Genomic DNA, 25,803 nt, shown 5'->3' with positions numbered 1-25,803 from the left:
ACTCATGATTACCACCTACGAATTCCTCGCCACCTGGATGCGAGCCCGGTTCTCCGACAGCGACCGTGGCGCAGCCATGGTGGAGTACGCCCTGCTCGTCGCCCTCATCGCCGTGGTCTGCATCGTCGCCATTACCACCATCGGTACTAACTCCAACGGCAAATTCAATTCCGCCGGGTCGAGCCTCAACTGACCCACTCGACGCACGCCAAATAGGGCCGGGCAGCAGCCCGGCCCTATTTCGCGTGCCCCCCCGATTTCCGGTTTACTCGACTAACAGGTATCGACGGATCCGGCGAGGCTGACTCCTCGCCGGCATGCCAATAGCCAGTTGTCGTCCTGAAACAGGATTCGCCACCGGGCATCTGCTGTGACTACCAGAGCGAGGGGGCTCGAACGTGGTATCGCCGCCAGTTCGATGTCGTACGTCTCAAGTCTACTGAGCACATCAGGACTCACTTGGAAGAATGATATCGCCGCCTCTGAAGCCTCGGCCGGGAACATGTCATAGCGATCGTCAGAAAACACCCGTCTACCCGGGCCGTACACGAACTCTAGGAAGTTGCCAACGATGTCTGGAGCTGCCATTCGATGCTCCGATAGATCGATCTCGTTTCGCTCCAGATAGGCCAATGCATCCACCGGCATGGCAGCGAAGTCCATGGTGGGCTGGGCTAGACGAACAAGAACGACCATCCCAGCCAGGGCCACACCACCGAGACTTGTCAAACGGGCCGCCCAGGTACGGTCCTCGGAATTGATTCCCCCCAGGCCAGCCAAACCCAATGCCATCGATGGGGCTAGGGCTAGGGACGCCACGGCGAGGTTCCGCGAAGCGGTTAACGCCGTCACCGTAAAAACCGCAGTAATCAGAGCACTGCGATAGCGCGGGCGGCGCACAAGGAGCACGATTGCCAGTAGGACCTGGAGCAGAAAAGCTCGGTCGTGAAGGCTCACGAAGCGCGGGGCTTGCCACTCAATCACATGGGAGAGCAGATCCTGACTACTCAGCAGCGTGAAGGGGAACAACAACACGCCTGGCCCCAGCGGGCCGACCGCACCGAGCAAGAGGCCCGGGACGAGCCAGCGCAGGCAGCGCAACTCCACCGCCGGGGTCTCACCATCCAGACGAGTCCCTACCGCCGCCACCAGCAGGTACACCATGCCGAGCGGGTAGGAACCGTGCGTATTCGCCCACAACCACCCCAGAGGAGCAAGCCACATCGGATTGAGGCGCCCCTCGGCGGCCAGCACCACCAGCCCAAAGGCAATCAGGCCCAACATGTATGGTCGCTCGGTCCACAGTCCCGCTCCGACTGTCACCATGAGAGCCCCAACCAAAAGTCGTGCCAACAATCCCCCGGCGGGGCGCAAGAGATGCCACACCAATCCGATAAGGACTGCGGCCACTAACCCCATCAACAGGCGCACCCCACCTAAGCCGCCGATACGCTCGACGCTGGCGTAGAGCAGCGAGGCAAGCCAACTTTGCACAACCCAGGGCTCACCCGCTGCGGTAAAGGTATACGGGTCCGACACCGGGACCGAGCCAGAAGCAAGGATGATGCGCCCGGTAGCCAAATGGGTCATAAACGAGTTGTCCGCCAAGGAACGCAGTCCGATGGACGCCCCCCCGACACTCACCAACGCCACCCCGACCGCTCCGCCGATCGAAGGATGAGTGAAGCGCCAAATCATTCCCCGATGCTGGGGCTCAACATCCAAGGCTCAGGCCTCAGAGGGTCTTTGAAAGATTCAAGAACGCGGGACCGATGACAACCACGAACAGGGCTGGAAAAATGCAGAAAACCATCGGAATGAGCATCTTCACGGGCGCTTTTTGGGCTCGCTCCTGAGCCAGCTGGCGCCGTTTGACCCGCATCTCGTCGGCCTGAGACCGCAGCACCCGGCCGATCGACACTCCGAAGGTGTCGGCCTGGATGATGGCGAGGACGAAGGAGCGAATCTCCGGCAGGTTGATACGAGCCTCCATCGCTCGCATCGCATCAGAACGGGTGGCGCCAGCCCGTACTTCCCCCAACATTCGGGCAAACTCATTGGTGAGGGCGCCCGGTACAGACGCCACCGTGCGGTCGAGGGCTTGCTCGAAGCCGAGGCCAGCCTCAACACTGATCACCAGGAGATCCATCACATCAGGGAGCCGCCGACGGATTTCGTACTGACGCTTCGCAATTTTGCGGTTGAGCGAATTATCGGGGCCCATGATGAGGCCAGCGACAACGACCAAGGTAGCCGCCAACCGAGGCAGACCCCCGACCGGCATCTTGACATAGACCGAGTAGCCAACAAGCGGAGCGAGCGCGACGGTAAGCACTCGTACAGCCTGGAATCGGTCGAATGCCTGAGGCTCGGGGGTACCAGCGGAAATAAGTTTCTGCCGAATAGTGTCGGCATACCCGAGAGGCGTCCATCGTTTACCGATGGCGGATAGTCCGCTAAAGATTGGAGCGAAAGCTCGATTTGGCAGGGAATCGAGCAGTTCACGCTCTCGAACCGACTCAATCTCGTAGTCACCCAACTGCCGCAGCGAAGCCCGGATAGATGCCTTCTCCTCCGCTTGGCTTCCGACAACATAAAGAATCAGGCCGAGACAGGCCCCGATGCCCACGATTCCGATGATCAACATGCGCACCCTCGCAGATTCAGTAGCATCAGATGTCGATCTGGATGATCTTTTTCATCCAGATGCCGCCCACGAGCATTAACAGGAGCCCACCGCCCACCAACATGTTTCCGAGTGTCTCCTCAAAGAGCGGGGCGATGTATGAAGGGTTCGAGATCCAGATAAAGATGCCCACGCCAAAGGGCAACGCAACCAGGACATAGGCGCTCATTTTACCCTCCGCCACCAACGCATTCACATCCCGCCTGAGTCGCTCCCGTTCGGTCATCGTCTCCCCGACCGTTACCAGCAACTCAGCTAGGTTGCCGCCGACCTCACGCTGAATCCGGATGGCCATCGTGGCCCACGCAAAGTCGCCTGAACCGGTGCGCTTCGCCACCCCATCGAGGCACTCTTCCAGCGGCCGGCCAAGCCGGGCCTCGGTCACCACCCGGCGGAGTTCTCGTCCCATCGGTTCGGATACTTCCTGTGAGACGGCCTCGATGCCCTGCATGAGGGAGTAGCCAGCTCGCAGAGTGCTCGCCATCAATTGCAGCGTGTCGGGGAGTTGAGCGTTGAAGGCTTTCTGTCGTTTCGTGGCCAGCCGAAAGAGAAGCGCGATAGGTGCCAAAGCTACGAACAAGGCTAAGAACAGGCCGGTAAACCCGCCCAGCAGTACCACTGCACCAATTCCGAAGATCACAATGACTGCGCCGTAGAAAAAGAGCGCCTCGGCCGCTCGCAGCGGAAGATTGGCCTGCTCAAGTCGACGCTCCACCGTAGCGAGCAACCCTTGACGTCTCGCAAGATTTTCGGTGGCGGAGACGGCACGCTTGAGCACTTGGGTTGTGACCAACGAAGGACGTTTGCCCTCGTCCTCGGTGTCGTCGCTGGGCGGAACGTAATCCCCTGAATACGGGAGGAGCGCGTCCGTCAAGGACTTGTCGCCCGAAAAGAAGATGTTGCCAACGGTGTAGATCAACAACACACCGGCAATCAAGGCAAACGCAACCCCTAACGTGAGCCCCAGTTGACCTCGGAAAAACGCGGGGCCGCCAGGCGCGGCCACCACCTGGGGTCGCAAACCACTTGATCCGGCCTCTATTGAGCCGGAAACGTACTCGGCTGATGTCTGCGTCGAGCCAATGGTCAGCGTGATCGGCACCACACCGCGGGTCTCAACTGCGGGAAAATCAACCACGTATTGCTTCCGCAGGGTGGACTGAACATCCTCGAATACGGCGCCAACCGAGCCCGCATCCCGAGCCGTGCTCTGGCTGCCGCCAGTTTCACGGGACATGGCGGACAGGCTCTCAAACCCTGGGTTAGCTACCCCGATCGCAAAGAGGGCCGCATCGGCCTCTTCCAGTGCACCGAGCGCCTCCGATTCCGTCGCAACCGAGCCGGCATCCCCCCCATCGGAAAACACCACGACGTTACGTTGGAGCTCACGATCTCCGAAGAGTTCCCCCGAACGCACGAGCGCGTCGTACAGGACGGTGGTAGGCCCGAGCGAGATCTTCTCTATGGCGGACGTCAGCAATTCCTTGTCAGTCGTAAAATCCTGTTCGACACGTATGGCGGAGTTGAAGGACACCACTGCGATCTGATCCGTGGCCGCCTTTTCGTCAACGAAGGCGCGGGCCGCTTCTTTCACCCGCTCGATCAGGGCGTCGTCCGCCATGGACTGTGACGCATCGATCAGGAGCACGATTCCGAGCGCCTGCTGGTCTTCGAGCGGAACCGCCTCGCTGGAGTCGACAACCTCGCCAGCCTGGCGAACCACCAAACCCCCCACATCCTCGCGGTCCCCGCTGTAGGCGAAGGTGACCTTGACCTGGCCGTTGCCGGTGGCATCCACCTGGCGGACTTCCAACGTGATGGGATCCTGGGCCGATGCCATCCCTGCCGACGTTATGGAGGCGAGAGCAACTACCGCGAGAAGAGCCAAGGCAACTTTTCGCATCAAACGCCCCCGGCCCGGCGGGCAAAGGCCTCTGGTTGAAAAACTTCCGGTCCGAGTCGAATCCCCAAATCAGCCAACTTCTCCGTGAACTTCGGCCGCACACCGGTAGCCTTCAAATGACCATTGAATCGACCGTGCTCGTCGATGCCCATACCAAAATCAAAAAGGAACACGTCCTGAAGGGTGATCACGTCTCCCTCCATTCCCTGGACCTCTGTCACGTGGGTAATCCGACGAGTGCCATCGCGCAGTCGAGTGAGGTGCACGATGAGATCAAGAGCGGATGCCATCTGTTCACGAATGGCACGAATGGGAAGATCGAATCCCGCCATGAGGGTCATCGTCTCGATCCGAGACAACGTATCCCGTGGGCTGTTGGAGTGAATGGTCGTGATTGAGCCGTCGTGTCCCGTATTCATGGCCTGAAGCATGTCCAACGCCTCGCCGCCACGACACTCGCCCACGACCACTCGGTCGGGACGCATCCGCAACGCATTCCGCACTAGGTCACGGATCGCCACGACACCCTTGCCCTCGATGTTCGGCGGCCTGGCTTCCATTGCCAACACGTGATCCTGGTGGAGTTGCAGCTCCTTGGCATCCTCAATCGTCACGATGCGTTCATCGGTGGGGATAAAGGAGGACAGCACGTTGAGGGTGGTGGTCTTGCCGGTGCCCGTACCGCCCGACACGATGACGTTGAGACGGCCCACTACACAGGCCTGGAGAAAACGGGCGGATTGCGCGTTCAGCGTGCCGAAACGGATCAGATCATCGATCTGATAGGGGTCCGCGGCGAACTTGCGAATCGTAAGAAAGGGACCCCCGATGGCCAATGGATGGATCACCGCGTTGACTCGGGAGCCATCCGGGAGACGAGCGTCCACCATCGGAGTTGATTCGTCGATACGCCGCCCAACCTGGCTCACGATTTTATCGATGATCCGTCGAAGATGGGGCTCATCCACAAAACCGGCTTTGGTCTTCTCGATCCGCCCGGACCGTTCGACGTACACCGAATACGGACCGTTGACCATGACCTCGGTGACCTCTTCGTCTTTCAGAAGGCGGTCGATCGGCCCGTAACCGAGGATGTCATCGGACACATCTTGGATCAGTTTCGCCTTGTCGGCAGCCGACATCGGTGAGCGCTCAAGGGCCATCGCCGCCTGGAGTTGCTCGTGGACTCGGCGACGCAACTCGTCTTCAGAGAGGCGCTTGTCGTAGAGAACGGGACCTAGTTCCTCGATGAGATGGTGGTGGATCCTCTGGCGGAGTTCGTCCAGCACTGGGTCGCGCCGAGTGGGCTCCGATGAGGCCGCCTCCGGATCTACCTGATGTAAGCGTTTGTAAAGGCTCATGGTCCCTTTCCTCCTCAGACCTAACGTCGACGACCGTCCGACAAGAACATCCTGGCAAGCTGTTCAATCGACTTCGCCACTCCCGACCTTGGCGCATCAATGACTACTGGAGTGCCTTTGTTCACCGATTGAGGTACAACCACATCGCTGGGGATAAGCGCTTCGGCCTTGATCTGAAGGGTCTTTTCGACCTCGCTCACGTCGAGCTTGACCTTTGAGTTCGCCCGATTCAGTACGAGGTGGACCTTCTCCATTGGCAAGTTGAGCAGCCGCAGGGTCTGGAGGCCGATCTTGACGTTCTTGATATTCGGAATATCCATCCCGGCCATCAGGAGGATTTCGTCACTATCTTCGATAATGGCAAGAACCACCTCATTGAAGTAGGCGGGGGTATCGATAACCACAAAGGAGCAGAACGTGCGCAAGATGGCCACGATCTGCATGATCTCTTCCGCCGTGATCTGTTCGGCGAAGGATGGCTCCAGCGGGGCCGGAAGAATCAGCAATCCCGAGGGCTGGTGGCGCAGCAGGTACTGCTGGAGGAGCTCGGCATCGAGTCGATCGAGGGACCCGACGGCATCCACGATCGTGTGGTGGGGGGCCAAACTAAGCATGACGGCGATATCGCCGAACTGTAGGTCTGCATCAACCAACACGACTGGTTTATCGCTGCGTCGGGCCAGCACCGTGGCCAGATTGACGGCCAGCACCGACTTCCCTGCGCCACCCTTGGTGGAGAACACGGTGAGAACCTTGGCCCGGTCGCCCTCCAGTCCATCGCTGGCGGAAATCCCACCCCGCTCCTGGTCGGCGCCACGGGCCTGATCCCGGACGAGCGAAGCCGAACCCAGTGTTTCCGAAACCCTCACCACCGCCGCCATCAGTTGATCGATGGTCACCGGCGCAGCCAGTACGTCTTTCACGCCTGATCGCAGGGCTACCTGGAGCAGTTCGGTAGACAGCTCGTCCGTGACGAGGATCGCGGCCACCTCCGGGTGATCAGTCAGGAACGGCAGGATCTGACCAATCCCTTCTGTGCTGGCAAAGGAGGGACCGAGCAACAACACCAATGGCCCACCATCGGTGCTCAAGGTGAGTTCCTGAACTGATGCCAAAGACTCCGCGGGACCCGTAAGTTGACCCATGAGCAGGGAGCGAGCCGAGGGGTCAGCCTCAAGAACGATGAGAGGTACCTGATGGAGCGGGTTCGTAGCGATGTCAGCGGTCCTTCGAAGCTGTCGTGTGAGTCGGGATTCCGCCGGAGGAAACACTAGGAGGGCGGACGCCCTTCGGGGCCATAGGGCGTCACCTGACCGGGAGCCTCGCCCGGTAATGGCGCCGCGGTGTCAAGAGGCGGAAGAGGAGTGGGCTGATAATCCTTGGGGACCAATGTGAGGTAGAAGTCCGATCCGGCCACTGAGGCTATGCGTTGGGCAGCCTCGGCAGGCACTGCGAAGGTAATCAGGCCCGAGGAAATCCCGGTCGCCACAGGAGATCCGTCCGGAGTGGTAACGGCAGTCTCACCGGGCTCAAGTTTACGGTCCTGACCCACGGCGAGAATCTGAATCTTCTGGTAGAGGAAGCGGGCCGGCCGGGAGTAGACGGATGCGGCACCTTGGAGGTCCGAGTTCACCAGCATGTTCACGAAGTCACCGGGCACGAGTAGTGCCGCCACTCCATGAACCTGATCGACCGATATCGTGATGGCCACTTCGTTGTTCTTCAGAAGACTCGAGAACGACGAGAGAGATTCGGCCTGGGACACAAAATTATTTCCGACCACAATCGCATTGGCAGGCAAGTCTGAGATGGCCACCAAGCCCTCGATCTGACGCGGATCGGTGATGGCCGTAGCCGGGAGGTACTCCTTGGAGATGATGTCCTGTTCAATGAGACCCTGGGCAAAGGCTTCGTCGCCAAAGGTTCCTTTAGGAATGTCCTGAACGATCTTGAACATCTCGACTCGCTCAACATTGCGGTTGGCGTTGTCTTCAATACCGCCGACGTAAGTGTAGAGGGCAAAGGCCGACAAGAGCCCCACCACAACCGCCACTATCAGAATCAAAGTCCGTCGAGAACCCACGCATTCCTTCTTTCGCTGCGGTCAGTTGCAGTATCGGGCGTAGGTTACCCGCACCTTGAACACTACATCAGGATGCATTGACGTCACGGCGTCTGCTCATCGGAAGGCTACCCGCAAAACTACTCCGAGACGTCGTCAACTTCGACCACCGACGCAGCCTCGGTCGGCGCGGCGGAATCCACAAAATACTCGGCCCAGGCCGCCTCAGCTTCCTCGGAGTGCTCGATGGCGGGGCCGACGTAGTTGCCTTCGCTGTCGTACATCTGTTCCCCAAAATGATCCTGGTACTCCGCCGCCACCACGCCGCCCTCCGCGGCCTGCTTGATCGAGAGGCTGATGCGGCGACGCTGGAGGTCCAGATCGATGATCTTGACCCACAGCTCCTCGCCGGGAGTCACGACCTGCTCCGGCAGTTCCACGTGATGAGCCGACATCTCTGAGATGTGCACGAGGCCTTCGATCCCTTCCCCCACCTGCACAAAGGAGCCGAAGGGCACCAACTTGGTGACCCGGCCGTACACGAGTTCCCCGGCCTGATGGGATGTGGCGAACTCCTGCCATGGATCCTGCTGCGTGGCCTTGAGGGACAGGCTGATCCGTTCACGCTCGAGATCGACCTCAAGTACCTGGACGCTCACCTCGTCGCCGACCGCAACGACCGAACCGGGGTGGTCCACGTGCTTCCATGAAAGTTCAGATACATGGATCAGGCCGTCCATACCTCCCAGGTCGACGAACGCACCGAAGTTCACGACGCTGGATACGACGCCATCACGCACCTCACCCGGCTTCAGATTGGCCAAGAAGTCTTCGCGTTGCTCCTTCTGGGTCTCCTCCAGCCACCCCCGTCGAGACAGGACGACGTTGTTGCGGTTCTTGTCGAGTTCGATGATCTTCGCTTCGACCATCTTCCCGATGTAAGGCTGCAGGTCCCGCACCCGACGGAGCTCCACGAGAGAGGCGGGGAGGAAGCCGCGTAGTCCGATGTCGACGATCAGGCCACCCTTCACGACCTCAATAACCGGACCGGTGACGACGCCATCTTCTTCCTTGACGCGCTCGATATCTCCCCAGGCCCGCTCGTACTGGGCCCTCTTCTTAGACAAGACGAGGCGACCCTCCTTGTCCTCCTTGGTGAGAACGAGCGCCTCGATCTTGTCGCCCAGCGCCACGATTTCGTGTGGGTCGACGTCGTTGCGAATCGACAACTCGCGGCTGGGGATCACTCCCTCGGACTTGTAGCCGATATCCAGCAGGACCTCGTCCCGGTCCACCTTGACCACGGTGCCTTCTACGAGTTGGCCATCCTCCACTGATACGAGGGTGCCGTCGATGGCGTCCCCGAAGGCGCCGCCGAGGTCGTCGAAGGCGATCTCACGCGGGATGTAGGTGCCGTCCTCGGCAAAGGTGCCGAAGGTGGGAGGAGCGTCGGTCGCTTCCGGGCTGGGCTCGTAGGTAAGGGTGTCGTCGGACAATGTAGGGGGCCTTCAGGATGAGGGAATAAGGGATCGCAACGGACGCTGAGCGGATACCCAAGCGGACGTCGTATCGTACACCTGCACCGCCCGTCGGGTCACGGCCGAGCGGCCACCAAGAGCAGCTCGGGGGCATCCACGGAGACCTCCGAACGGGCGTAGGCACCAGGGGCAACCGACCACATGTGCTCCACTCGCAGACCATTCGCCGAGGCCAGTAGCCGAAGTTCCCGGGGAGTGAAACAGGTTGTCCAGAGCTCAACTTCCACCGCCCGACCCTGTTCATCCCGCACCTCCGTCCACTCATGATTGACCCCCGCCGCCGCGTCGAAGGTGTCGCTCTCCTCCAGAAATCGGACCTGGAAATACGCCGAGAAGGCGGAAACCGCTAGCCGACCCCCCGGACGCAGCGCCCGAGCCATCCCGTTGAGGACCGCCCCATCCCCGTCGAGGGGAGCCCCCGGTCCTCCGGTGAGGCCAAAGGCGCCCTGGCATAACGAGATGGCGGCGTCGAACTCGGCCACAAAGGTCAGCGATCGGCCATCAGCCCGCCGGAAGGTGGCGCCGGGCATTTCGGCCGCTATGGCGATGTCCACGAATCGCTGGCTGATATCGACACCCACCACCTCGATCCCCCGAGCCGCCAGGGCATGGGCATGACGGCCCGGGCCACACCCCACGTCGAGCACCCGCATGCCCGGCTCGAGATCGAGCACATCCACCAGAAACTCCACTTCCTGGCTGGTGCCCTTCGTGAAGGAGTAACGCAGATACGCGGCGCCGAGATGATCGGCCAGCGGCTCGAACCAGTGGTCCGGTGCCGTCACGTGGTGTAGCCCTGGGTCCGATCTATCTGGCAATGCCACCCGGGCGGCATAAACACCCACTGCCGGGTGCGGTATCCACAAGCATCGCTCGTGCCCAGCGCCACGGCCAGCGAGAATAGGCAATAGATGACGATGACGAGAATCAACCAGAAGGCCCACCAACTCATCCCGGGTTCTTTGAGCCTTATTTTGCTCCTTGCCATTCGTACCCTCCCTGTCCAGACAAGACGTCAACCTTTGGCTTCGGCCCAACTTGCACCCACCGAGAGGTGTACCTCCAGGGGCACCGTGAGGTCGGCTGCGCTCGCCATAACCGATACGACAAACTCGGTCACAGTCTCCACCGCCGGCGGTCGCACCTCAAGGAGCACCTCATCGTGCACCTGCAAGATCAGCCGACTGCCCAGCCCCTCGCCCACGAGACGCTCGTCCAGTCGCACCAGCGCTACTTTGAAAATATCCGCCGCTAAACCCTGGATCCCAGCATTCATGGCCTGACGCTCTCCCGCCTGACGTATCCGAGCGTTCGATGAAGCCAACTCTGGGATCTGACGGCGGCGACCGAAGAGCGTTTCGGTATACCCCCGCTGTCGGGCCTCGGCGACGGTGTGCTCCATATAATCCTGCACGGCCGGGAAGGCGCTGAAAAAGGCCTCCAGGATGACCACCGCCTCCGCGGTGGGGATGTTCAGGCGTTGTCCAAGCCCGTAAGCTTCCATGCCATACGCCAGCCCGTAGGAGACCATCTTGGCCTTCGAACGCATCTCTAGGGTGACCTCGCTGGCCGTCACGCTAAAAATACGCGACGCCATTTCGGTATGAATGTCACGACCAGACTCGAAACTCTCGATCAGTCCTGGGTCCTGTGCCAGATGAGCGATGCACCGCAACTCAATCTGGCTGTAGTCCGCCACCAACAGTTCATAACCCTCCGCCGGAACGAACGCCCGGCGAAACTCCCGACCCAGTTCGGACCTCACCGGAATGTTGTGCAGATTGGGCCGGTCCGAAGACAGCCGCCCGGTGCGGGCCACGGTCTGATTGAAGGTGGCGTGGATACGTCCGTCGCGCCCCACCTCCGCTAAGAGGCCCTCACCGTAGGTAGACCGCAACTTCTCCACCTCTCGATAGGCCAGGAGGTGCTCGATAATCGGGTGTTGTCCAAGCAGTTTTTCCAGGCTGGCCGCGTCGGTCGAAAAACCGGTCTTGGTCTTTTTCTGGGGGGCCAGTCCGAGTTCGTCAAAGAGGACCTGACGAAGCTGCAGTGTTGAGTTCACGTTGAAGTCGTGGCCGGCGGCCTTCACGATGGCCTCCCGATGCAGTTCAACATCAACGACCAGCTGGTCGCGCAGGCGTTGCAGTTCGCCGCGATCAACCCCCACGCCAATGTCTTCCATGCGGGCGAGCACGCCCACCAGCGGTACCTCGATGTCGTCGTGCAGCGACCGAAGACCTTGGGCATCGATGGCACCGAACAACGGGGCTATCAGAGCGTCTACCGCCAGCGCCCGCCGCGCCGCCACGATCGGGGTCGGGGTGGACGAGCCACCGAGGTCCAATTCACCCACGGCCGCGGCATCGCCTTCGGGGATGCGGGCCCCGGCATAGCGAACCACCAATTCCTCCAGGAGGTAGCGGCTCTCCGCCGGATCGAGGAGGTAGGCCGCCAGCGCCGTGTCGATGACCAGGCTCCGAACCTCAATGCCGGTTCGAGCCAGCGCGCGCACCAGGCGCTTGGCCTGATGCGCCGCGATGGGACGACCGCCCCGGCCCACCAGGGCGGCGAGCGCATCGGCTACTGCGATGTCATCGTGATAGGCGGCCGGCAGCCAGAGCACGGCTCGGGATGCCCCGTCGCGCACGAGGGCCAGTCCCTCCAGATCGTCGTGGCTGTCTTCGCCGGCCCACGCCCCCGCCACCGCCAACGGCGTCGCCTCCTGCGCCAGCGCGGCCAACGCCACCGCAGCCGCCCCGGAGGTAGCGGGGATTTCCACCACCGCCTCGAGCACCATCGATTCGGCGGTGGGAGGCCCCAGGTTGGTGTCGAGTGCCCCGGCCAGGCGGTCGAACAGCGTGGCGAACTCGAGGAACTCGAAAAGACGACGCACCTCGTCCACGTTGATGGCCGCCGGGTCGAAGGCGACATCGACCAAGGCGACATCGAGCGCCACATCCCGCACGAGGATCATCATCTCCAGGTTCTGGCGAGCCTGCGCCTCGTGAGTAGCGAGGTTCTCCCGCAGCTTCGGCGTCTGCTCATCAAGGTGTTGGAAGATCCCATCGAGACCGCCATAGGCCATGATCAACTTGGCGGCGGTCTTCTCCCCCACTCCGGGTACACCAGGGAGGTTGTCGGATGGGTCGCCCCGCAACGCGGCGTACTGCGGATAGAGCCTGGGCGGCACTCCGGTGCGCTCCGCAATACCGGCCTCGTCGTACAGAGCGTAGTCCGACACACCGCGCTTGTTGTAGAGCACGCGGATGTGTGGATCCTCCACCAGTTGGTAACTATCCCGATCACCGGTGACCACAAGCACGTTGTCGCCGGCGTCACGCGCCTCGGTAGCGAGAGTGGCGATGACATCGTCGGCCTCAAACCCGACCACCTCCGCGATGGGAATCCCGAGGCATTGCACAACCTCGCGAACGAGGCCCATCTGCTGTCGCAGAATGTCGGGGGCAGCCTCACGATTCGCTTTGTAACTCGGGAGCCGCTGGTGTCGGAAGGTGGGCTGCGGAAGATCGAAGGCCACCACGACGGCGTCGGGATGATGGTCGCGCAGCAGATTCACAAGCATCGAAGTGAACCCAAAGACCGCGTTGATCACCTGACCTGATGCCGTGGACAGATCAGTGGGGAGCGCGTAGAAGGCGCGATAGGTAAGCGAGTTGCCGTCGATCAGGAGGACGGATCGCCCTGCCAACGAGGCCTAACCCTCCGGCGACAAGTCGCCGACAAGCACGTCGTCGGCAACGGCCCGCATCGGCCGACGGTCCTGCATGGCCCGCTTCTGAATCCAGGAGAACGCGTTGGACTCGCTCAGTCCGTGCTGATCCATCAGTAATCCCTTGGCCCGATCCACCACCTTTCGGGTCTCGAGTTGATCTTCGAGGCTGGCGTTTTGGTCGAACAGGGCCTGGATCTCCCGAAAACGACCCAGCGCCACCTCCACGGCGGGGATGAGTTCCGATCGCTGAAACGGCTTCACGAGGTAGGCCAGCGCGCCGGCATCACGAGCCTTCTCGATCAAATCGCGTTGTGAGAAAGCCGTGAGAATGAGCACCGCAGCCCGGCGTTCGGCACTGATGGCGCGCGCCGCTTCTAGGCCATCGAGCCCCGGCATCTTGATATCTAAAATGGCGACATCGGGGGCGAGATCCCGAACGAGCTCAACGGCTTCATCACCACGACCCGTTTCGCCCACCACTTCGTAGCCCTCTTCTTCCAGAGTCTCCCTCAAATCAAGCCGAATGATGGCTTCGTCTTCGGCGATGACGACGCGGGTCTTCACGAGCGGGATCCTTTCATAGCGGGCGGTTTCCTAGGGCTTCATCTCGGCCAGCAGCCGGTCGAGGAGCTCGTCCTGCTGCTGTTCAAGGCGGGCGATCTGCTCCACCAGATCGTTGCAATGCCGTTGCATGGCCTCGGCGTGGCGTCGGGCATCGTGATGCTCGCGGTCCGCCAGGGGTGTCTCGGAAACCAACGACCGGAGGCGCGCCTCGTCGACGGCCTCGATCAGCGGCCCCTGTTGCTCCTCCGACACGGCCAGTTCCTCTCGAAGCTGACGCAGACGCGTACTCAGTTCCGATAGGCGCCGCTCCACCAAAGACTTAGACATCCCTTCGATCGTACCCCTCGCTGAGCCCGCGCCCTGATCTGGCATCCTGTGGGCACGGCATGGTTGGGAATGCCCGCAGGATCGAGCCCATCACCGCCACGCTGGCGGCGCGCAGCCACGGTGCCACCTCGGCCGGTGGTGGCGGTCCGATCACCATTCACACCCTCGATCCGGCCTATCTGGTGCACGTTTTCCACGACGACCTCCTCCGGTGATCCGCCTCTAATCCACCCACCTCGAGGGTCCATCAGCCCTTGCCCGCCGCGAGACCGCTAACGCAAGGGACGGGGCCGCCGGGAGAGCAACCCTGGCCTACCGGCCCATGGACGCTGCAGGTGTCCTCGGACGGCCCATCCGTCGCTGACCGCAAGGCTTCCCCCGGGGGGTCGCTCGCCCTACCTGCGTGCCCGGAGCGGGATTTGAACCCGCAAGCCCTTACGGGCAGCGCAGTTTGAGTGCGCCGTGTATGCCATTCCACCATCCGGGCGTGGGCGCAGAGCGTACCTCCCGTCCTCGCAGCATCCGCACCGTGACCCTGATCACATCTTCACGACCGGGCATGGCATTACCCGACGGGAACTTCCTCCCATTGTGAAACGCCAGCGGCCTTCACACAGTCAGACCACCAATGCTCGCTTTCATCTTCCCCGGCCAAGGTTCCCAAAAGCCCGGTATGGGCCGATCCTGGATCGACCACCCGTCGTGGTCTCTCGTCGCCCTCGCCTCCGAAGCCAGCGGCCGCGACGTCGCCGCTCTGCTCCTTGACGCCGACGCTGACGAACTCCGCCGGACCGAAAATGCCCAACTCTCCACCTACGTGCTGAGCCTCGTCATCCACGATGCTGTGCGAGCGCTTGGCGTGCGCACCGCGGTGGTGGCGGGACACAGTCTCGGCGAATACTCCGCCCTCACCGCCGTGGGGGCGCTTTCCCTCACTGATGGGGTACGCCTTGTGGCGGCCCGGGCGACCGCCATGCAATCGGCGGCCGATGCCCGCCCGGGCACCATGGCCGCGGTTCTGGGGGCCGACGATGACGTAGTGGCCGAAGCCTGCGCCCGCGTCGCGGGTGATGTGTGGGTGGCGAACACAAACGGCGCTGGCCAGGTCGTTATCTCGGGCGACGCCGACGCCATCGCCAGCGCCAGCGCCCTCGCCAAGGAGATGGGGGCCCGCAAAGTGCTGCTATTGAGCGTGGGCGGTGCCTTTCACACTCCTTTCATGGCACCCGCCGCCGATCGACTCCGGGCCGCCCTGGACAACACGCCCTTCGCCAATGCCGAAGTACCGGTCATCGCCAACGTGGACGGCCTCCCCCATCAGCACGCCGATCAGTGGGCCGACCTTCTGGAAGCGCAACTCACCGCCCCGGTGCTCTGGCGCCAAACCATGCAACGCATGGTGGCCGATGGCATCACCACCTTCGTGGAACTCGGCCCCGGCTCGGTACTAACCGGCCTCGCCAAGCGATCGGCGAGCGCGGGAACCGCCATCACCACCACGGAACCCGGTGACCTCAACGCCATCGTGGCCTCAGCGGCCGCCCGCGACGACCTCGACCATCACGGCGGCGAGCACCTCTTCGCATCCGAACGGCTGGTGGTCAGCCCCACGGCCGGCCTGTTCGTGCCCGCGTCGGACCTAGCCGAAGGTCAGCACATCGAGCGAGGGCGCATCATCGGACATGTGGCGGGCCACGAGATTCGCTCGCCGTTCCACGGCACCGTCAAAGGTCTTCTGGCCGTAACCGGGGAGCGGCTCACCCGCAGCCAACCGGTGGCCTGGCTGCGCACTGCATGATCGCAGAACAACCGGCCTCGACACGCTCCGGCCATCCAGCATGATGGGGGGCGTGCCGTCGTCCACCACGCGAATCATCGGGTGGGGCAGCGCCCTGCCCGACAAGGTCATTACCAATGCCGACCTTGAGCGCACGCTCGATACCACCAACGAGTGGATCCTGTCCCGCACCGGCATCCGGGAGCGCCGCATTGGCGGCACCACCACCGCACTGGGCATCGCCGCCGGCCGAGTGGCCATGGACCGCGCCGGGGTTACCGGCGATACCATCGACCTGGTGGTGTTGTGCACCTCCACCCCCGACGCCGCCCTCCCCGCCAGCGCCAATGTCATCCAGCACGAACTAGGCGTGCGCGGCGGCGCCGTTGACCTCAACGCTGCCTGCTCCGGATTCGTCTACGGACTCGTCGCCACCGACGGGTTCCTGCGGGCGGGGTTGCGGCGCATCCTGCTCATCGGGTCCGAAACAATGTCCCGCCTCGTCGATTGGGACGATCGCGGCACCGCCATCCTCTTCGGCGATGGTGCTGCGGCCGTGGTGGCCGAGCGCAGCGAAGGCCCCGGTGGACTGTTGGGCTTCGACCTCGGATCCGACGGGTCGATGAGTCACCTCCTGACCGCCGAGGTGGGCGGCACCATCCGCATGGAGGGCCCGGAGGTATTCCGCCAAGCGGTACGCGTCATGGTGGAGTCCGCCCAACGGGCCCTCCACCACGCCGGGTTAGGTATCGATGACGTTGCGCTCTTCGTGCCCCATCAGGCCAACGCCCGTATTCTCACTAGTGCCTGCACGCGCCTCGGCATCAGTGAGGACCGCACGATGAACAATCTCGCCAACGTTGGTAACACCTCAGCCGCCTCCATTCCCTTGGCCCTGTCCATGGCGGCTGAGGCCGGTCGATTGGCTCCGGGCGACCGGGTGCTGCTCACCGGTTTCGGCGCGGGCATGTCCTGGGCGTCCGCCGTGATCGAATGGGCCACATGACCATCGAGCCGACCCCTCGCACCATCCTGGTTACCGGTGGCAGCCGCGGTATCGGTCTCGCCTGCGCCCGCGCCTTCGCGGCCGATGGTCATCGTGTGGCGGTCACCTTCTCGTCCACGGCGGTAGACGAGCCAAGCCTGACGGCAGTGGCCTGCGACGTGACCGACCCGGCCCAGGTGGACGCGGCGGTGAGCGAGATCGAGGAACAACTTGGTCCCGTTGAGGTACTAGTGGCTAACGCCGGGATCACTCGCGACGGGCTCCTGGTGCGCATGTCGGAGAGCGACTTCAGTGAGGTAATCGACACGAACCTCACGGCCACCTGGCGCATGACCAAACGCGTGCTCCCGGGCATGATGAAGGCCCGGTGGGGGCGCATCGTGATCCTGTCGTCGGTGGGTGCCTATGTGGGTGCCCCCGGGCAGGCCAACTACGCGGCATCCAAAGCTGGCCTCATTGGCCTGGCTCGCTCCATCGCCCGCGAGTACGGACCCCGAGGTATCACCGCCAACGTGGTGGCGCCGGGCCCAATCGACACCGACATGCTCCGCACGCTGCCGGAGGACAGGCGGGCCGCTCTCGCTGGTGTTGTCCCGGTCGGCCGCATCGGCACGCCCGAGGAAGTAGCCGCTACGGTCGGCTTCCTCGCATCCGACCCCGCCGCCTTCATCACCGGCGCCGTCGTCCCCGTGGACGGTGGCCTCGGGATGGGCTTCTAACTCCCCCACCCACTCACCCCTACGTAGAGGAAACCCACCATGAGCGACACCTTCGAGCGATTCCAGGCCTTGGCGGTGGAGGTACTGGCGGTTGATGCCGCCGCCGTCACCAAGGAAGCCAACTTCGCCGATGACCTCAACGCCGACAGCCTCGATCTCGCCGAATTGATCATGGCCATCGAGGACGAGTTCGACATCACCGTGGAGGAGAGCGAGTTGGAAGACATCACCAGCGTGGGACAGGCCTTCGCCATGGTCGAGGGCAAACTCAGCGCTGCGTCCTAGCAATGGAACGGCGACGGGTTGCCATTACCGGTACCGGGGTTGTGTCCTCGTGCGGCACCGGGGTGGATGCGTTTTGGCAGGGCCTCAACGCTTCACCCCCCTCAGGGGAACGCCGCGTGCACGACTTCGATGCCTCGGCGATCTTCGACAACCCGAAGGAAGCGCGCCGAACAGACCGCGTCACCCAACTGGCCCTGGCGGCCGCTACGCAGGCCCTCGCTCAGGCTGGCGTCATCGACGGCGATCCACTGCGGCGCGGTGTGCTCATCGGTACCGGCATTGGTGGCATCGGCACCCTGGAGGAACAGATTCTCCTGTACGCCGAAAAGGGCGCCCGCCGGGTATCTCCGTTCCTGGTGCCGATGATGATGCCCAACGCCCCCAGCGCCACGGTGTCGATGCGGTGGGGTTGGCAGGGGCCGTGCCAGACCGTGAGTACCGCTTGTGCAGCGGGCACCCATGCCCTGATTGACGCGGCCGGGTGGATCGCCACCGGGCGGTGTGATGTGGTGGCCGCCGGTGCCTCGGAGGCCGCCATGACCCCGGTCGGCATCGCCGGATTTACCAACATGACCGCCATGTCGTCGCGTCAGGTCTCCGAGCCGTTCTCCGCCACCCGGGATGGCTTCGTGATCGCCGAGGGTGCGGCGGTACTCATCTTGGAGGCCTGGGAGAGAGCCGAGGCACGAGGCGCCACCATCCTCGGGGAGGTACTCGGCGGGGCTTCTACCGCCGACGCCCACCACATCACCGCCCCCGCCCCGGGTGGACGCGGGGCGTTCTCGTGCATGGAGATCGCGCTCGCCACTACCGGCCTCACCCCCGCCGACATCGCCCATGTAAACGCCCACGGCACTTCGACCCCGCTGAACGATGGTGCCGAAGCCGAGGCCATGGCCAGGCTCTTCGGCTCGACGGGACCGCCGGTGACATCCATCAAGGGCGTGACCGGCCATGCCCTGGGCGCCGCTGGGGCCATTGAGGCGGTGGCAGTGGTGGAATCAATGCGACGGGGCCTCATCCCACCTACTGCGGTTACCACCGAAGTGGACCCCGACCTCCCTGCCATCGATCTCGTGCTCGGCGATGCCCGGCCCTGGACCCCCGGCCCCACGCTGTCGAACAGCTTCGGCTTCGGCGGCCACAACGGCACCCTCATCCTCGCCCCCGCGTAACCCCTCGCCAGCGGTGATGCTTGGGCATCCACCCCCGCCCACCTACCGCTAGTGCCCCCAACCTCGCCCGCCCCGGCGATTAGCGTGTCAGGCACCGGCTTCGAGTTCGAGGAGTTGGGCCTTGACGGACAGACCGCCGCGATACCCGCCGAGGTGCCCACTGGAGCGAACGACGCGATGGCACGGCACGACGATCGGGATTGGATTCGTGGCCATCGCGCTGCCGACCGCCCGACTGGCTTTGGGGCGCCCCGCCATGGTGGCGAGCTCGAGATAGCTCACCGTGTGGCCGAAATCGACCTTCGCGTAGAGCGTCTCGCGCGCCGTGCGCCGAAATCCCGGCGACGCCCACCAGTGGATCGGCAGACTGAAGCGTCGGCGCTGGCCGGCGAAGTATTCGTCGAACTGACATCGGATCTGGTCGAGCGCGCCGACGGTGGCGACGGGGCAGGTACCGAAACGCCGCGCGAGGTCGGCCAGTACCTCGTCCCAACTCTCTCCGGCGAAGGCCACCCGCACGAGGCCCACGGGCGTGGCCGCCACCAGCAGCGGGCCGATGGGGGTGTCGGTGGCGGAGTGAATGACCGGCACCCTCGCGCCAGTCATCGCCGCCCGGTCATCACCCGTCGACGATCACAAAGAGCAGATCGACCTCACAGGCCGTCTCGCCATCCACCGAGGCCCTCCCGTGGCCCTTGCCGGCCCGGGCGGAGAGCCGACCCATCTCGACGTGGAGGTCGAGTGTTTCGCCCGGTTGGACCTGACGCCGAAAACGCACACCATCGATGCCCCCGAACAACGGGAGCTTGCCGGCGTAACGCGGCTCCAGCAGCACGGCGATTGCCCCCACCTGAGCCAGTGCCTCCACCATGAGCACGCCCGGCAAGGTGGGTCGCCCCGGGAAGTGGCCGGCGAAGAATGCCTCCTCGCCGCGGAGGTGCCACCGCCCGGTGGCTGAGATGCCCGGCGCTACCGCCAGCAGTTCGTCGACAAAAAGAAACGGGGCCGCATGGGGCAGCACCTCCGCTGGCGAAGGTAACTCAGGCAATGGTTTTGAGGAGGTTGGCCGGCGTGTCCTTGGGGCTGACCTTCGGCCATGCCTCAGCGATCTTGCCGGTCTCATCGATCAGGAAGGCCGAGCGGACAATGCCCATGTATTTCTTGCCGTACATCGACTTCTCGCCCCACACCCCGTAGGCCTCGGCGAGGGCGTGGTCCTCATCGGATAACAGCGGGAAGCCGAGCCCGTACTTCTGATCGAACTTGGCCTGCTTGGCTGGCGGATCCGGACTGACCCCGAGCACGACGATCTCGCCGATGTCGTCGAGCACGTCACGCATCCCGCACGCCTGGGTGGTGCATCCCGGCGTGTCGGCCTTCGGGTAGAAGAAGACGAACACCTTCTGGCCCTTGTAGTCCTTCAATTGCACCGTGTGGCCCGACTGATCAGTGAGCTTGATGGCCGGGGCTTTGTCACCAGGGTTGAGCGCCATACGACGACCGTAGCGCCCGAGAAGACCGCTGGGATCCGAACCAACCGAGAGGACTCGCCCCGCCCCCGCCACATTCCCTTCCTTTCCGACCATTTCTGTGGGTAATGTTCGTCTATGTCCATCGACCCGGCCGTCTCCCTCGCCGGGCTTCTCGTGGGCTTTACCGTGGGACTCACCGGGATGGGGGGCGGTGCGCTCATGACGCCCGTGCTGATCCTCTTCTTCAACATCAACCCGCTCGCCGCCGTATCGAGCGACATTGTGGCGTCGGTGGTCATGAAACCGATCGGCGGTTCAGTGCACCTGCGGCGAGGCACCGTGCACACCGGCATCGTGAAATACCTCGTCATCGGATCCATTCCCAGCGCCTTTATCGGAGTGCTCCTGCTGCAACTCCTCGGCGATGGAGCCGAACTCGAATCCCGCCTGCGCACGCTGCTCGGCGCCACCCTGCTGGTGGCCGCCACCGCTATGACGATCAAGACCTTGATCCAGGCCAAACGACCGGAGCAATCTGTGCCCGTCGATCAGGTACTGGTGCGAGCCATGCCCACCATCGCGGTAGGAGTGCTCGGTGGTCTCGTGGTGGGGCTCACCTCGGTGGGTTCGGGTTCGTTGATCATCGTGCTGCTGCTGCTGCTCTACCCCCGACTCCAAACCTCAACCCTCGTGGGCACCGACCTGGTACAAGCCGTACCCCTCGTGGCCTCCGCCGCCATTGGCCATCTCCTCTTCGGCGACTTCCAACTGGCCCTCACAACCTCACTTCTCCTCGGCTGTGTGCCGGGCGTGTACGCGGGAGCCCGCCTCTCAAGTCGTGCCCCCAGTCATGCCCTTCGCCCCGTCCTGGTAGCCGTCCTGGTGGCCTCTGCCCTCAAGTTGCTTGGCGCCCCCACGGCCATCGCGGCCGGAACCGGCCTGGGCCTGGGCCTGCTGACCACCGCCATCACACTGCGAGCTTTGCGGTCGGCGCGAGCCCAAGCGGAGGCGGAGGTGGTCCCCCTCAACGCAGAAATCGTTAGCGAGCGTTGACGAGAAAATCGGCAGCATTCACGAAATACTCCACCATCTCCGCCTCTCGTTCGGGAGCGATCCCGCGTGCGGTAACCACCGCGTCAAGGGCTGCCGTCATGGCGATGAGCCAGGCATCTCTCTCGGCCTCGCCGATGACGAAGGGCATGTGGCGGCCCCGCAGACGCGGGTGCCCACGCTCCTCGCTGTAGGTACCCGGTCCGCCCCAGTACTGCTGCAGGAACAGGACCAGGTGGCGCTTCGGCTCAGTGAGATCATCGGGGTAGAGCGGTCGCAGCAGGAGGTCGGAGGTCACCCGTTGGTAGAAACGATCCACCAGATCCACAAAGAATCCCTCTCCTCCCACCGCCTCGAACATCGTCACCTCGGAGGCGGCCATTACTTGTCCCGGCGGTGACCGTGACCGAAGAATCCCCCGCTCGGCCGGGCGTGGGCGTGGTAATGGTCGGGGATGTTACGCATGTTGTCGTCTACGTAGTGGTCGTCGAACACCGACGCACTCACCCGGGCCAACTCGGCGTGCATGTGGGCCAAATCATCCACCGAGGGGTCGATTCCGTGCCAGCGCCAGACCACCATCGGAGTGTCGCAGATCTCACACTCGGCGATCCAGCAAACGTCGTCTTCGTGGAACCAGCGGGTGATCTTGGCGGCCTCACAGAGATCACACTCCTCGGCTTTCTCTCCTGCGGGCATGGGGTCAATCTATCGGCCGCCGCTACCGTGCCCGCATGGATCCCCGGCGAGCCGGTACCGGCTACCTCGCGCTACCCGATGATGATCAGGGACCAGGTGTCCTGGTTCTCCACGCCTGGTGGGGCCTGACCCCGGCAGTACGGGCGGTGTGTGACCAACTCGCCGAAGCCGGTTTCGTGGCCCTGGCCCCCGATCTGTTTGACGGCGTGGTAGCTGAGACGATCAGCGAGGCCGAAGCCCACCTGGCATCGGTGGACGCCAATGAACTCGCTCACCGCACCCGCTCCAGTCTCCAGACCTTGCTCGACCTGCCCGCTACCACCGGCGCGAGCGTCGGGCTGTTGGGCTACTCGATGGGGGCATCGATGGCCCTGTGGCTCGCCGCCCGGGTACCGGCTCCGGTGGCGGCAACCGCGGTGTACTACGGAGGGCAGGACATCGACATGGGCGAGGCCACCAGCGCCTTCCTCGGCCACTACCTCACGAGCGATCCGTACGTCGACGACGACGAACTCGCTCTCCTCGAAGCCGAACTTCACCTCGACGGCCTTTCGGTGGAGTTCCATCGTTACCCCGGTGTCGATCACTGGTTCGCCGAGTCCGACCGCCCTGAGTACAACCTTGCCGCCGCCACCCTCGCCTGGGACCGCACCCTGGCGTTCCTCGCCACCCATCTCCCCCGCCCCTGAGGGCCCCGGGTCGCTCAGCGGGGCTCGTCGAGGCCGGCGCGCAGTTCGGCGACCGCCGCCCCCAGATCTTCCGGGCCTGCCCCATCAAGACGGAGACGCATGAGCGCCGACGCCACGATCACCCCGTCGGCTTGCACGGTGGCCGCCCGGGCATGCGACACGGTGCCGATGCCGAAACCCATGATGACGGGAAGATCGGTGGTGGCCTTGAGGCGCCCGGCGAGCACGGTCGAGGACTCCGAGAGATCCTGACGGGCGCCGGTCACCCCGAGCAGATTCACGCCGTAGACAAACCCCTGTGATCGAGCGCAGAGCCGAGCCAACCGCGCGTCATCGGTGAGCGGCGACGCCAGTTGTACCGTCGCCAGTCCGGCCTCGACGGCGTGGGGCTCCCACTCCCCCAGTTCCTCCAGGGGCAGATCGGGCAGGATCACCGCACTCACATTGGCCGCCACCGCCTCGGCGGCGAAGCGGGCGTACCCCATATGGAACACCAGGTTGACGTAGGTCATCACCACCAGCGGCACACCGGCGTCGATCCCCCGCAACTCCTCCAAGATCCCGGGCAGGTTGGCGCCCTGATCAAGGGCGACCTCGCTGGCCTGTTGAATCGTGGGCCCGTCCATGACCGGATCCGAAAAGGGAATGCCGATCTCCACCGCGTCGGCCCCGGCATCCGCATAAGCCCGCACCACCTCCGCCCAGTCGTGGCCGAGCCCTCCGGTGATGTACGGAACGAGGAGTTTTCGGCCGTCGTCACGCCGGGTGCGCAGATGCGCTTCCAACGACACCACTTCAGCCATCGGATTCCCGGTCCAAAATCTCCGCCACTTGGGCCACGTCCTTGTCGCCCCGGCCCGACAGGTTGAGCAATACCACCTTCCCCGCCAACTCCTCCTTGGCCCGTAGCACCCAGGCCAGGGCATGAGCAGGCTCGAGGGCAGGGATGATCCCCTCGGTGCGAGACAACACCGCAAAGGCGTTGAGTACCTCTGCGTCCGTGACCTTCTCGTACCGAGCCCGCCCACTGGCATCGAGGTGGGCGTGCTCCGGACCGATGCCGGGGTAGTCCAGACCGGCCGAGATCGACTGTGCCTCAATCACCTGCCCGTACTCATCCTGGAGTAGGTAGGACTTCGAGCCGTGCACAATCCCCGGGACACCCCGACCTACCGCCGCGCCCCCATCGGGCTCTACCCCCACCATCTCCACGGCAGGGAGTTCGGCAAAACCAGAGAACAGTCCGAGGGCATTCGAGCCGCCCCCTACACAGGCGGTCACGACGTCCGGATCACGCCCGAGAAGCGCTCGGCACTGTTCGCGAGCTTCGTCGCCGATCACCCGATGCAACTCGCGCACCATCCACGGATACGGGTGCGGGCCCATCACCGATCCGAGCAAGTAGTGACTCGTCTCCACACTCGCCACCCAATCACGCATGGCTTCGTTGATGGCATCCTTCAGCGTGCGGCTACCGGAGAGCGCCGGCCGCACCTCGGCGCCGAGCAGACGCATGCGAAACACATTGAGCGCCTGGCGCTCCATGTCCACCTCGCCCATGTAGACGACGCACTCCAAACCCATGAGCGCCGCCGCGGTGGCACTCGCCACGCCGTGCTGGCCGGCGCCGGTCTCCGCGATCACTCGCGGCTTACCCATCCGCTGGGCAAGCAAGGCCTGACCCAGGACATTGTTGATCTTGTGCGAGCCGGTGTGGTTGAGATCCTCACGCTTGAGCAACAACGTGCAGCCGATCGCCGCCGAAAGCCGCTTCGCTTCGTAGAGCAGGGACGGGCGCCCGGCATAGTTGGTGAGCAAGCCATCGAGTTCAGCCCGGAACAGGGGATCCACCCAGGCCGACCGGAACGCTCTATCCAGTTCCGCACAGGCCGGAATCAACGTCTCAGGAATGTATCGGCCCCCAAAGTCGCCAAACCGACCGGTGGTCCCGGGATCTCCCATGACAGGTGCAATGTCGCTCACCCTCCCAGGATCGACCGAGAGCATCGCTACGCGCCAGTTCATTGCCTCCCCGCACCCCGCCCGGAGCGCCGATCCGGGGAGGGCCGCCCATTCCGCCGACCCCTCCTTAGTCGTCGAGCATCCAGTCGAAGGGTCGTTCGGGAGCTTCGCTTTGGTAGGCGGCGGGTTCGGCGCCGGTGGCAGCACTAATAAAGCGACGCATCAACGACGGGTCCTTCACACCGGGAGCGGACTCCACCCCCGACGCAACGTCCACTCCCCACGGGCGCACTCGCCCGATAGCGGTCGCCACGTTGTCTGGTGTGAGTCCCCCGGCGAGGAGCAACCGGACACCCGAGGGGGCACCCTCGGCCAAGGACCAATCGAATACCTGCCCGGAACCCGGACTGGCGGAGTCCAGCATGACGACGTCGGCTCCGTAGGCCACCGACCGGCCTAAGGCGGGATCCCCACCGGAGAACGCCTTGATCACCAGCGACAGGCGTTGACGCACCCACCGGGTGTCCTCCACACTCTCGTAACCGTGCAGTTGGGCAGCCCGCAAGCCCGCCTGGTTCGTGAGTTCCACCACGCGCTCACGGGTCTCGTTGCGAAAGACGCCCACCGTGAGGATCTCGGCCGGAAGCCGCTTGGCGATATCGGCAGCCCGGCCCACGGCCAGAAAGCGTGACGAGGACGGAACGAAATTGAAGCCCACCGCGTCGGCTCCCATGGCGACGGCCAGGAGCGCATCTTCCTCACTGGTGATCCCACAAATCTTGACGAACACGCCCC

The 25,803-nt window shown here is 63.7% G+C and carries 27 protein-coding genes and 1 tRNA gene; 8 read left to right on the top strand and 20 right to left on the bottom strand.

Annotated elements, in window-relative coordinates:
• The first annotated feature begins 37 nt into the window (after positions 1-37).
• Entirely contained in the window at positions 38-193 is a 156-nt protein-coding gene (locus EXQ71_06720) for a Flp family type IVb pilin (protein ID MSO87199.1), read from the top strand.
• 80 nt (positions 194-273) lie between these two features.
• Here the strand turns inward: EXQ71_06720 and EXQ71_06715 are convergent, their stop codons facing one another.
• The 12 genes from EXQ71_06715 to EXQ71_06660 all read right to left on the bottom strand — a co-directional run bounded on the left by EXQ71_06715 (position 274) and on the right by EXQ71_06660 (position 14,661).
• Positions 274-1,698: a hypothetical protein gene (locus EXQ71_06715; GenBank protein MSO87198.1), complete on the bottom strand. Its 1,425-nt coding sequence runs from the start codon at positions 1,696-1,698 to the stop codon at positions 274-276.
• A 37-nt stretch (positions 1,699-1,735) separates the two neighbouring features.
• Positions 1,736-2,653 carry a type II secretion system F family protein gene (locus tag EXQ71_06710; GenBank protein ID MSO87197.1) on the bottom strand — a complete coding sequence of 306 codons (918 nt, stop codon included), beginning with the start codon at positions 2,651-2,653 and terminating at the stop codon, positions 1,736-1,738.
• Between the two features lie 19 nt (positions 2,654-2,672).
• Entirely contained in the window at positions 2,673-4,589 is a 1,917-nt protein-coding gene (locus tag EXQ71_06705; protein MSO87196.1) for a VWA domain-containing protein, read from the bottom strand.
• The gene (locus EXQ71_06700; GenBank protein ID MSO87195.1) at positions 4,589-5,950 is read right to left on the bottom strand and encodes a CpaF family protein; all 1,362 of its coding nucleotides are present in this window, start codon (positions 5,948-5,950) and stop codon (positions 4,589-4,591) included. The genes EXQ71_06705 and EXQ71_06700 overlap by 1 nt, the downstream gene beginning before the upstream one ends.
• Before the next feature lie 20 nt (positions 5,951-5,970).
• Positions 5,971-7,095 carry a hypothetical protein gene (locus EXQ71_06695; GenBank protein MSO87194.1) on the bottom strand — a complete coding sequence of 375 codons (1,125 nt, stop codon included), beginning with the start codon at positions 7,093-7,095 and terminating at the stop codon, positions 5,971-5,973.
• A gap of 125 nt (positions 7,096-7,220) precedes the next feature.
• Positions 7,221-8,033: a Flp pilus assembly protein CpaB gene (gene cpaB, locus EXQ71_06690; protein MSO87193.1), complete on the bottom strand. Its 813-nt coding sequence runs from the start codon at positions 8,031-8,033 to the stop codon at positions 7,221-7,223.
• Positions 8,034-8,152: 119 nt separating this feature from the next.
• Positions 8,153-9,418: a 30S ribosomal protein S1 gene (gene rpsA, locus EXQ71_06685; GenBank protein ID MSO87192.1), complete on the bottom strand. Its 1,266-nt coding sequence runs from the start codon at positions 9,416-9,418 to the stop codon at positions 8,153-8,155.
• A 188-nt stretch (positions 9,419-9,606) separates the two neighbouring features.
• Positions 9,607-10,368: a class I SAM-dependent methyltransferase gene (locus tag EXQ71_06680; protein MSO87191.1), complete on the bottom strand. Its 762-nt coding sequence runs from the start codon at positions 10,366-10,368 to the stop codon at positions 9,607-9,609.
• A gap of 197 nt (positions 10,369-10,565) precedes the next feature.
• The gene (polA, locus tag EXQ71_06675) at positions 10,566-13,259 is read right to left on the bottom strand and encodes a DNA polymerase I (GenBank protein MSO87190.1); all 2,694 of its coding nucleotides are present in this window, start codon (positions 13,257-13,259) and stop codon (positions 10,566-10,568) included.
• Positions 13,260-13,265: 6 nt separating this feature from the next.
• Complete coding sequence (locus EXQ71_06670) at positions 13,266-13,856, bottom strand: response regulator (GenBank protein ID MSO87189.1); 591 nt, start codon at positions 13,854-13,856, stop codon at positions 13,266-13,268.
• A 21-nt stretch (positions 13,857-13,877) separates the two neighbouring features.
• Positions 13,878-14,174, bottom strand: a complete 297-nt coding sequence (locus EXQ71_06665; protein MSO87188.1) for a hypothetical protein — start codon at positions 14,172-14,174, stop codon at positions 13,878-13,880.
• Positions 14,175-14,578: 404 nt separating this feature from the next.
• Positions 14,579-14,661, bottom strand: a tRNA-Leu gene (locus EXQ71_06660).
• Positions 14,662-14,802: 141 nt separating this feature from the next.
• Here EXQ71_06660 and fabD point away from each other — a divergent pair.
• From fabD to EXQ71_06635, 5 genes are read left to right on the top strand one after another with little or no spacing between them, the layout of a single operon-like run.
• Positions 14,803-15,972 (top strand): [acyl-carrier-protein] S-malonyltransferase, encoded by a 1,170-nt coding sequence (gene fabD, locus EXQ71_06655; GenBank protein MSO87187.1) that lies wholly within the window; start codon positions 14,803-14,805, stop codon positions 15,970-15,972.
• Positions 15,973-16,015: 43 nt separating this feature from the next.
• Complete coding sequence (locus tag EXQ71_06650; protein ID MSO87186.1) at positions 16,016-16,957, top strand: ketoacyl-ACP synthase III; 942 nt, start codon at positions 16,016-16,018, stop codon at positions 16,955-16,957.
• Positions 16,954-17,676, top strand: coding sequence for an SDR family oxidoreductase (locus EXQ71_06645; protein ID MSO87185.1), 723 nt, complete (start codon positions 16,954-16,956; stop codon positions 17,674-17,676). Before EXQ71_06650 ends, EXQ71_06645 begins: the two co-directional genes overlap by 4 nt.
• 39 nt (positions 17,677-17,715) lie before the next feature.
• Positions 17,716-17,961, top strand: coding sequence for an acyl carrier protein (gene acpP / locus EXQ71_06640; GenBank protein ID MSO87184.1), 246 nt, complete (start codon positions 17,716-17,718; stop codon positions 17,959-17,961).
• Positions 17,962-17,963: 2 nt separating this feature from the next.
• Positions 17,964-19,136, top strand: coding sequence for a beta-ketoacyl-[acyl-carrier-protein] synthase family protein (locus tag EXQ71_06635; GenBank protein MSO87183.1), 1,173 nt, complete (start codon positions 17,964-17,966; stop codon positions 19,134-19,136).
• An 87-nt stretch (positions 19,137-19,223) separates the two neighbouring features.
• Here the strand turns inward: EXQ71_06635 and EXQ71_06630 are convergent, their stop codons facing one another.
• Genes EXQ71_06630 through EXQ71_06620 form a run of 3 tightly spaced genes read right to left on the bottom strand, consistent with a single transcriptional unit; the run spans position 19,224 to position 20,629 of the window.
• The gene (locus tag EXQ71_06630) at positions 19,224-19,742 is read right to left on the bottom strand and encodes a methylated-DNA--[protein]-cysteine S-methyltransferase (protein MSO87182.1); all 519 of its coding nucleotides are present in this window, start codon (positions 19,740-19,742) and stop codon (positions 19,224-19,226) included.
• 13 nt (positions 19,743-19,755) lie between these two features.
• On the bottom strand, positions 19,756-20,259 hold the full coding sequence (fabZ, locus tag EXQ71_06625; GenBank protein MSO87181.1) for a 3-hydroxyacyl-ACP dehydratase FabZ: 504 nt from the start codon (positions 20,257-20,259) through the stop codon (positions 19,756-19,758).
• Positions 20,177-20,629 carry a thioredoxin-dependent thiol peroxidase gene (locus EXQ71_06620; GenBank protein ID MSO87180.1) on the bottom strand — a complete coding sequence of 151 codons (453 nt, stop codon included), beginning with the start codon at positions 20,627-20,629 and terminating at the stop codon, positions 20,177-20,179. The genes fabZ and EXQ71_06620 overlap by 83 nt, the downstream gene beginning before the upstream one ends.
• Positions 20,630-20,743: 114 nt before the next feature.
• On the opposite strand from EXQ71_06620, the gene EXQ71_06615 reads away from it, so the two are divergent.
• Positions 20,744-21,661: a sulfite exporter TauE/SafE family protein gene (locus tag EXQ71_06615; GenBank protein MSO87179.1), complete on the top strand. Its 918-nt coding sequence runs from the start codon at positions 20,744-20,746 to the stop codon at positions 21,659-21,661.
• On the opposite strand, the gene EXQ71_06610 is transcribed toward EXQ71_06615, so the two are convergent.
• Positions 21,648-22,040, bottom strand: a complete 393-nt coding sequence (locus EXQ71_06610) for a globin (protein ID MSO87178.1) — start codon at positions 22,038-22,040, stop codon at positions 21,648-21,650. The genes EXQ71_06615 and EXQ71_06610 overlap by 14 nt on opposite strands.
• Entirely contained in the window at positions 22,040-22,357 is a 318-nt protein-coding gene (locus tag EXQ71_06605; protein ID MSO87177.1) for a hypothetical protein, read from the bottom strand. The genes EXQ71_06610 and EXQ71_06605 overlap by 1 nt, the downstream gene beginning before the upstream one ends.
• Before the next feature lie 35 nt (positions 22,358-22,392).
• Here EXQ71_06605 and EXQ71_06600 point away from each other — a divergent pair, with 35 nt between their 5' ends.
• The gene (locus EXQ71_06600; GenBank protein ID MSO87176.1) at positions 22,393-23,046 is read left to right on the top strand and encodes a dienelactone hydrolase family protein; all 654 of its coding nucleotides are present in this window, start codon (positions 22,393-22,395) and stop codon (positions 23,044-23,046) included.
• A 14-nt stretch (positions 23,047-23,060) separates the two neighbouring features.
• Here EXQ71_06600 and trpA read toward each other — a convergent pair whose 3' ends face one another.
• The 3 genes from trpA to EXQ71_06585 all read right to left on the bottom strand — a co-directional run bounded on the left by trpA (position 23,061) and on the right by EXQ71_06585 (position 25,798).
• Positions 23,061-23,849, bottom strand: coding sequence for a tryptophan synthase subunit alpha (gene trpA / locus EXQ71_06595; GenBank protein MSO87175.1), 789 nt, complete (start codon positions 23,847-23,849; stop codon positions 23,061-23,063).
• Positions 23,842-25,008, bottom strand: a complete 1,167-nt coding sequence (gene trpB, locus EXQ71_06590; protein ID MSO87174.1) for a tryptophan synthase subunit beta — start codon at positions 25,006-25,008, stop codon at positions 23,842-23,844. The genes trpA and trpB overlap by 8 nt, the downstream gene beginning before the upstream one ends.
• A gap of 127 nt (positions 25,009-25,135) precedes the next feature.
• Positions 25,136-25,798, bottom strand: a complete 663-nt coding sequence (locus EXQ71_06585; protein MSO87173.1) for a phosphoribosylanthranilate isomerase — start codon at positions 25,796-25,798, stop codon at positions 25,136-25,138.
• Positions 25,799-25,803 lie beyond the last annotated feature (5 nt).

The organism is Acidimicrobiia bacterium, assembly GCA_009694375.1.
GTDB lineage: Bacteria > Actinomycetota > Acidimicrobiia > Acidimicrobiales > VFJN01 > VFJN01.
Note: the sequence above shows the minus strand (reverse complement) of the source record. Positions and strands in the feature narration are given on the sequence as shown.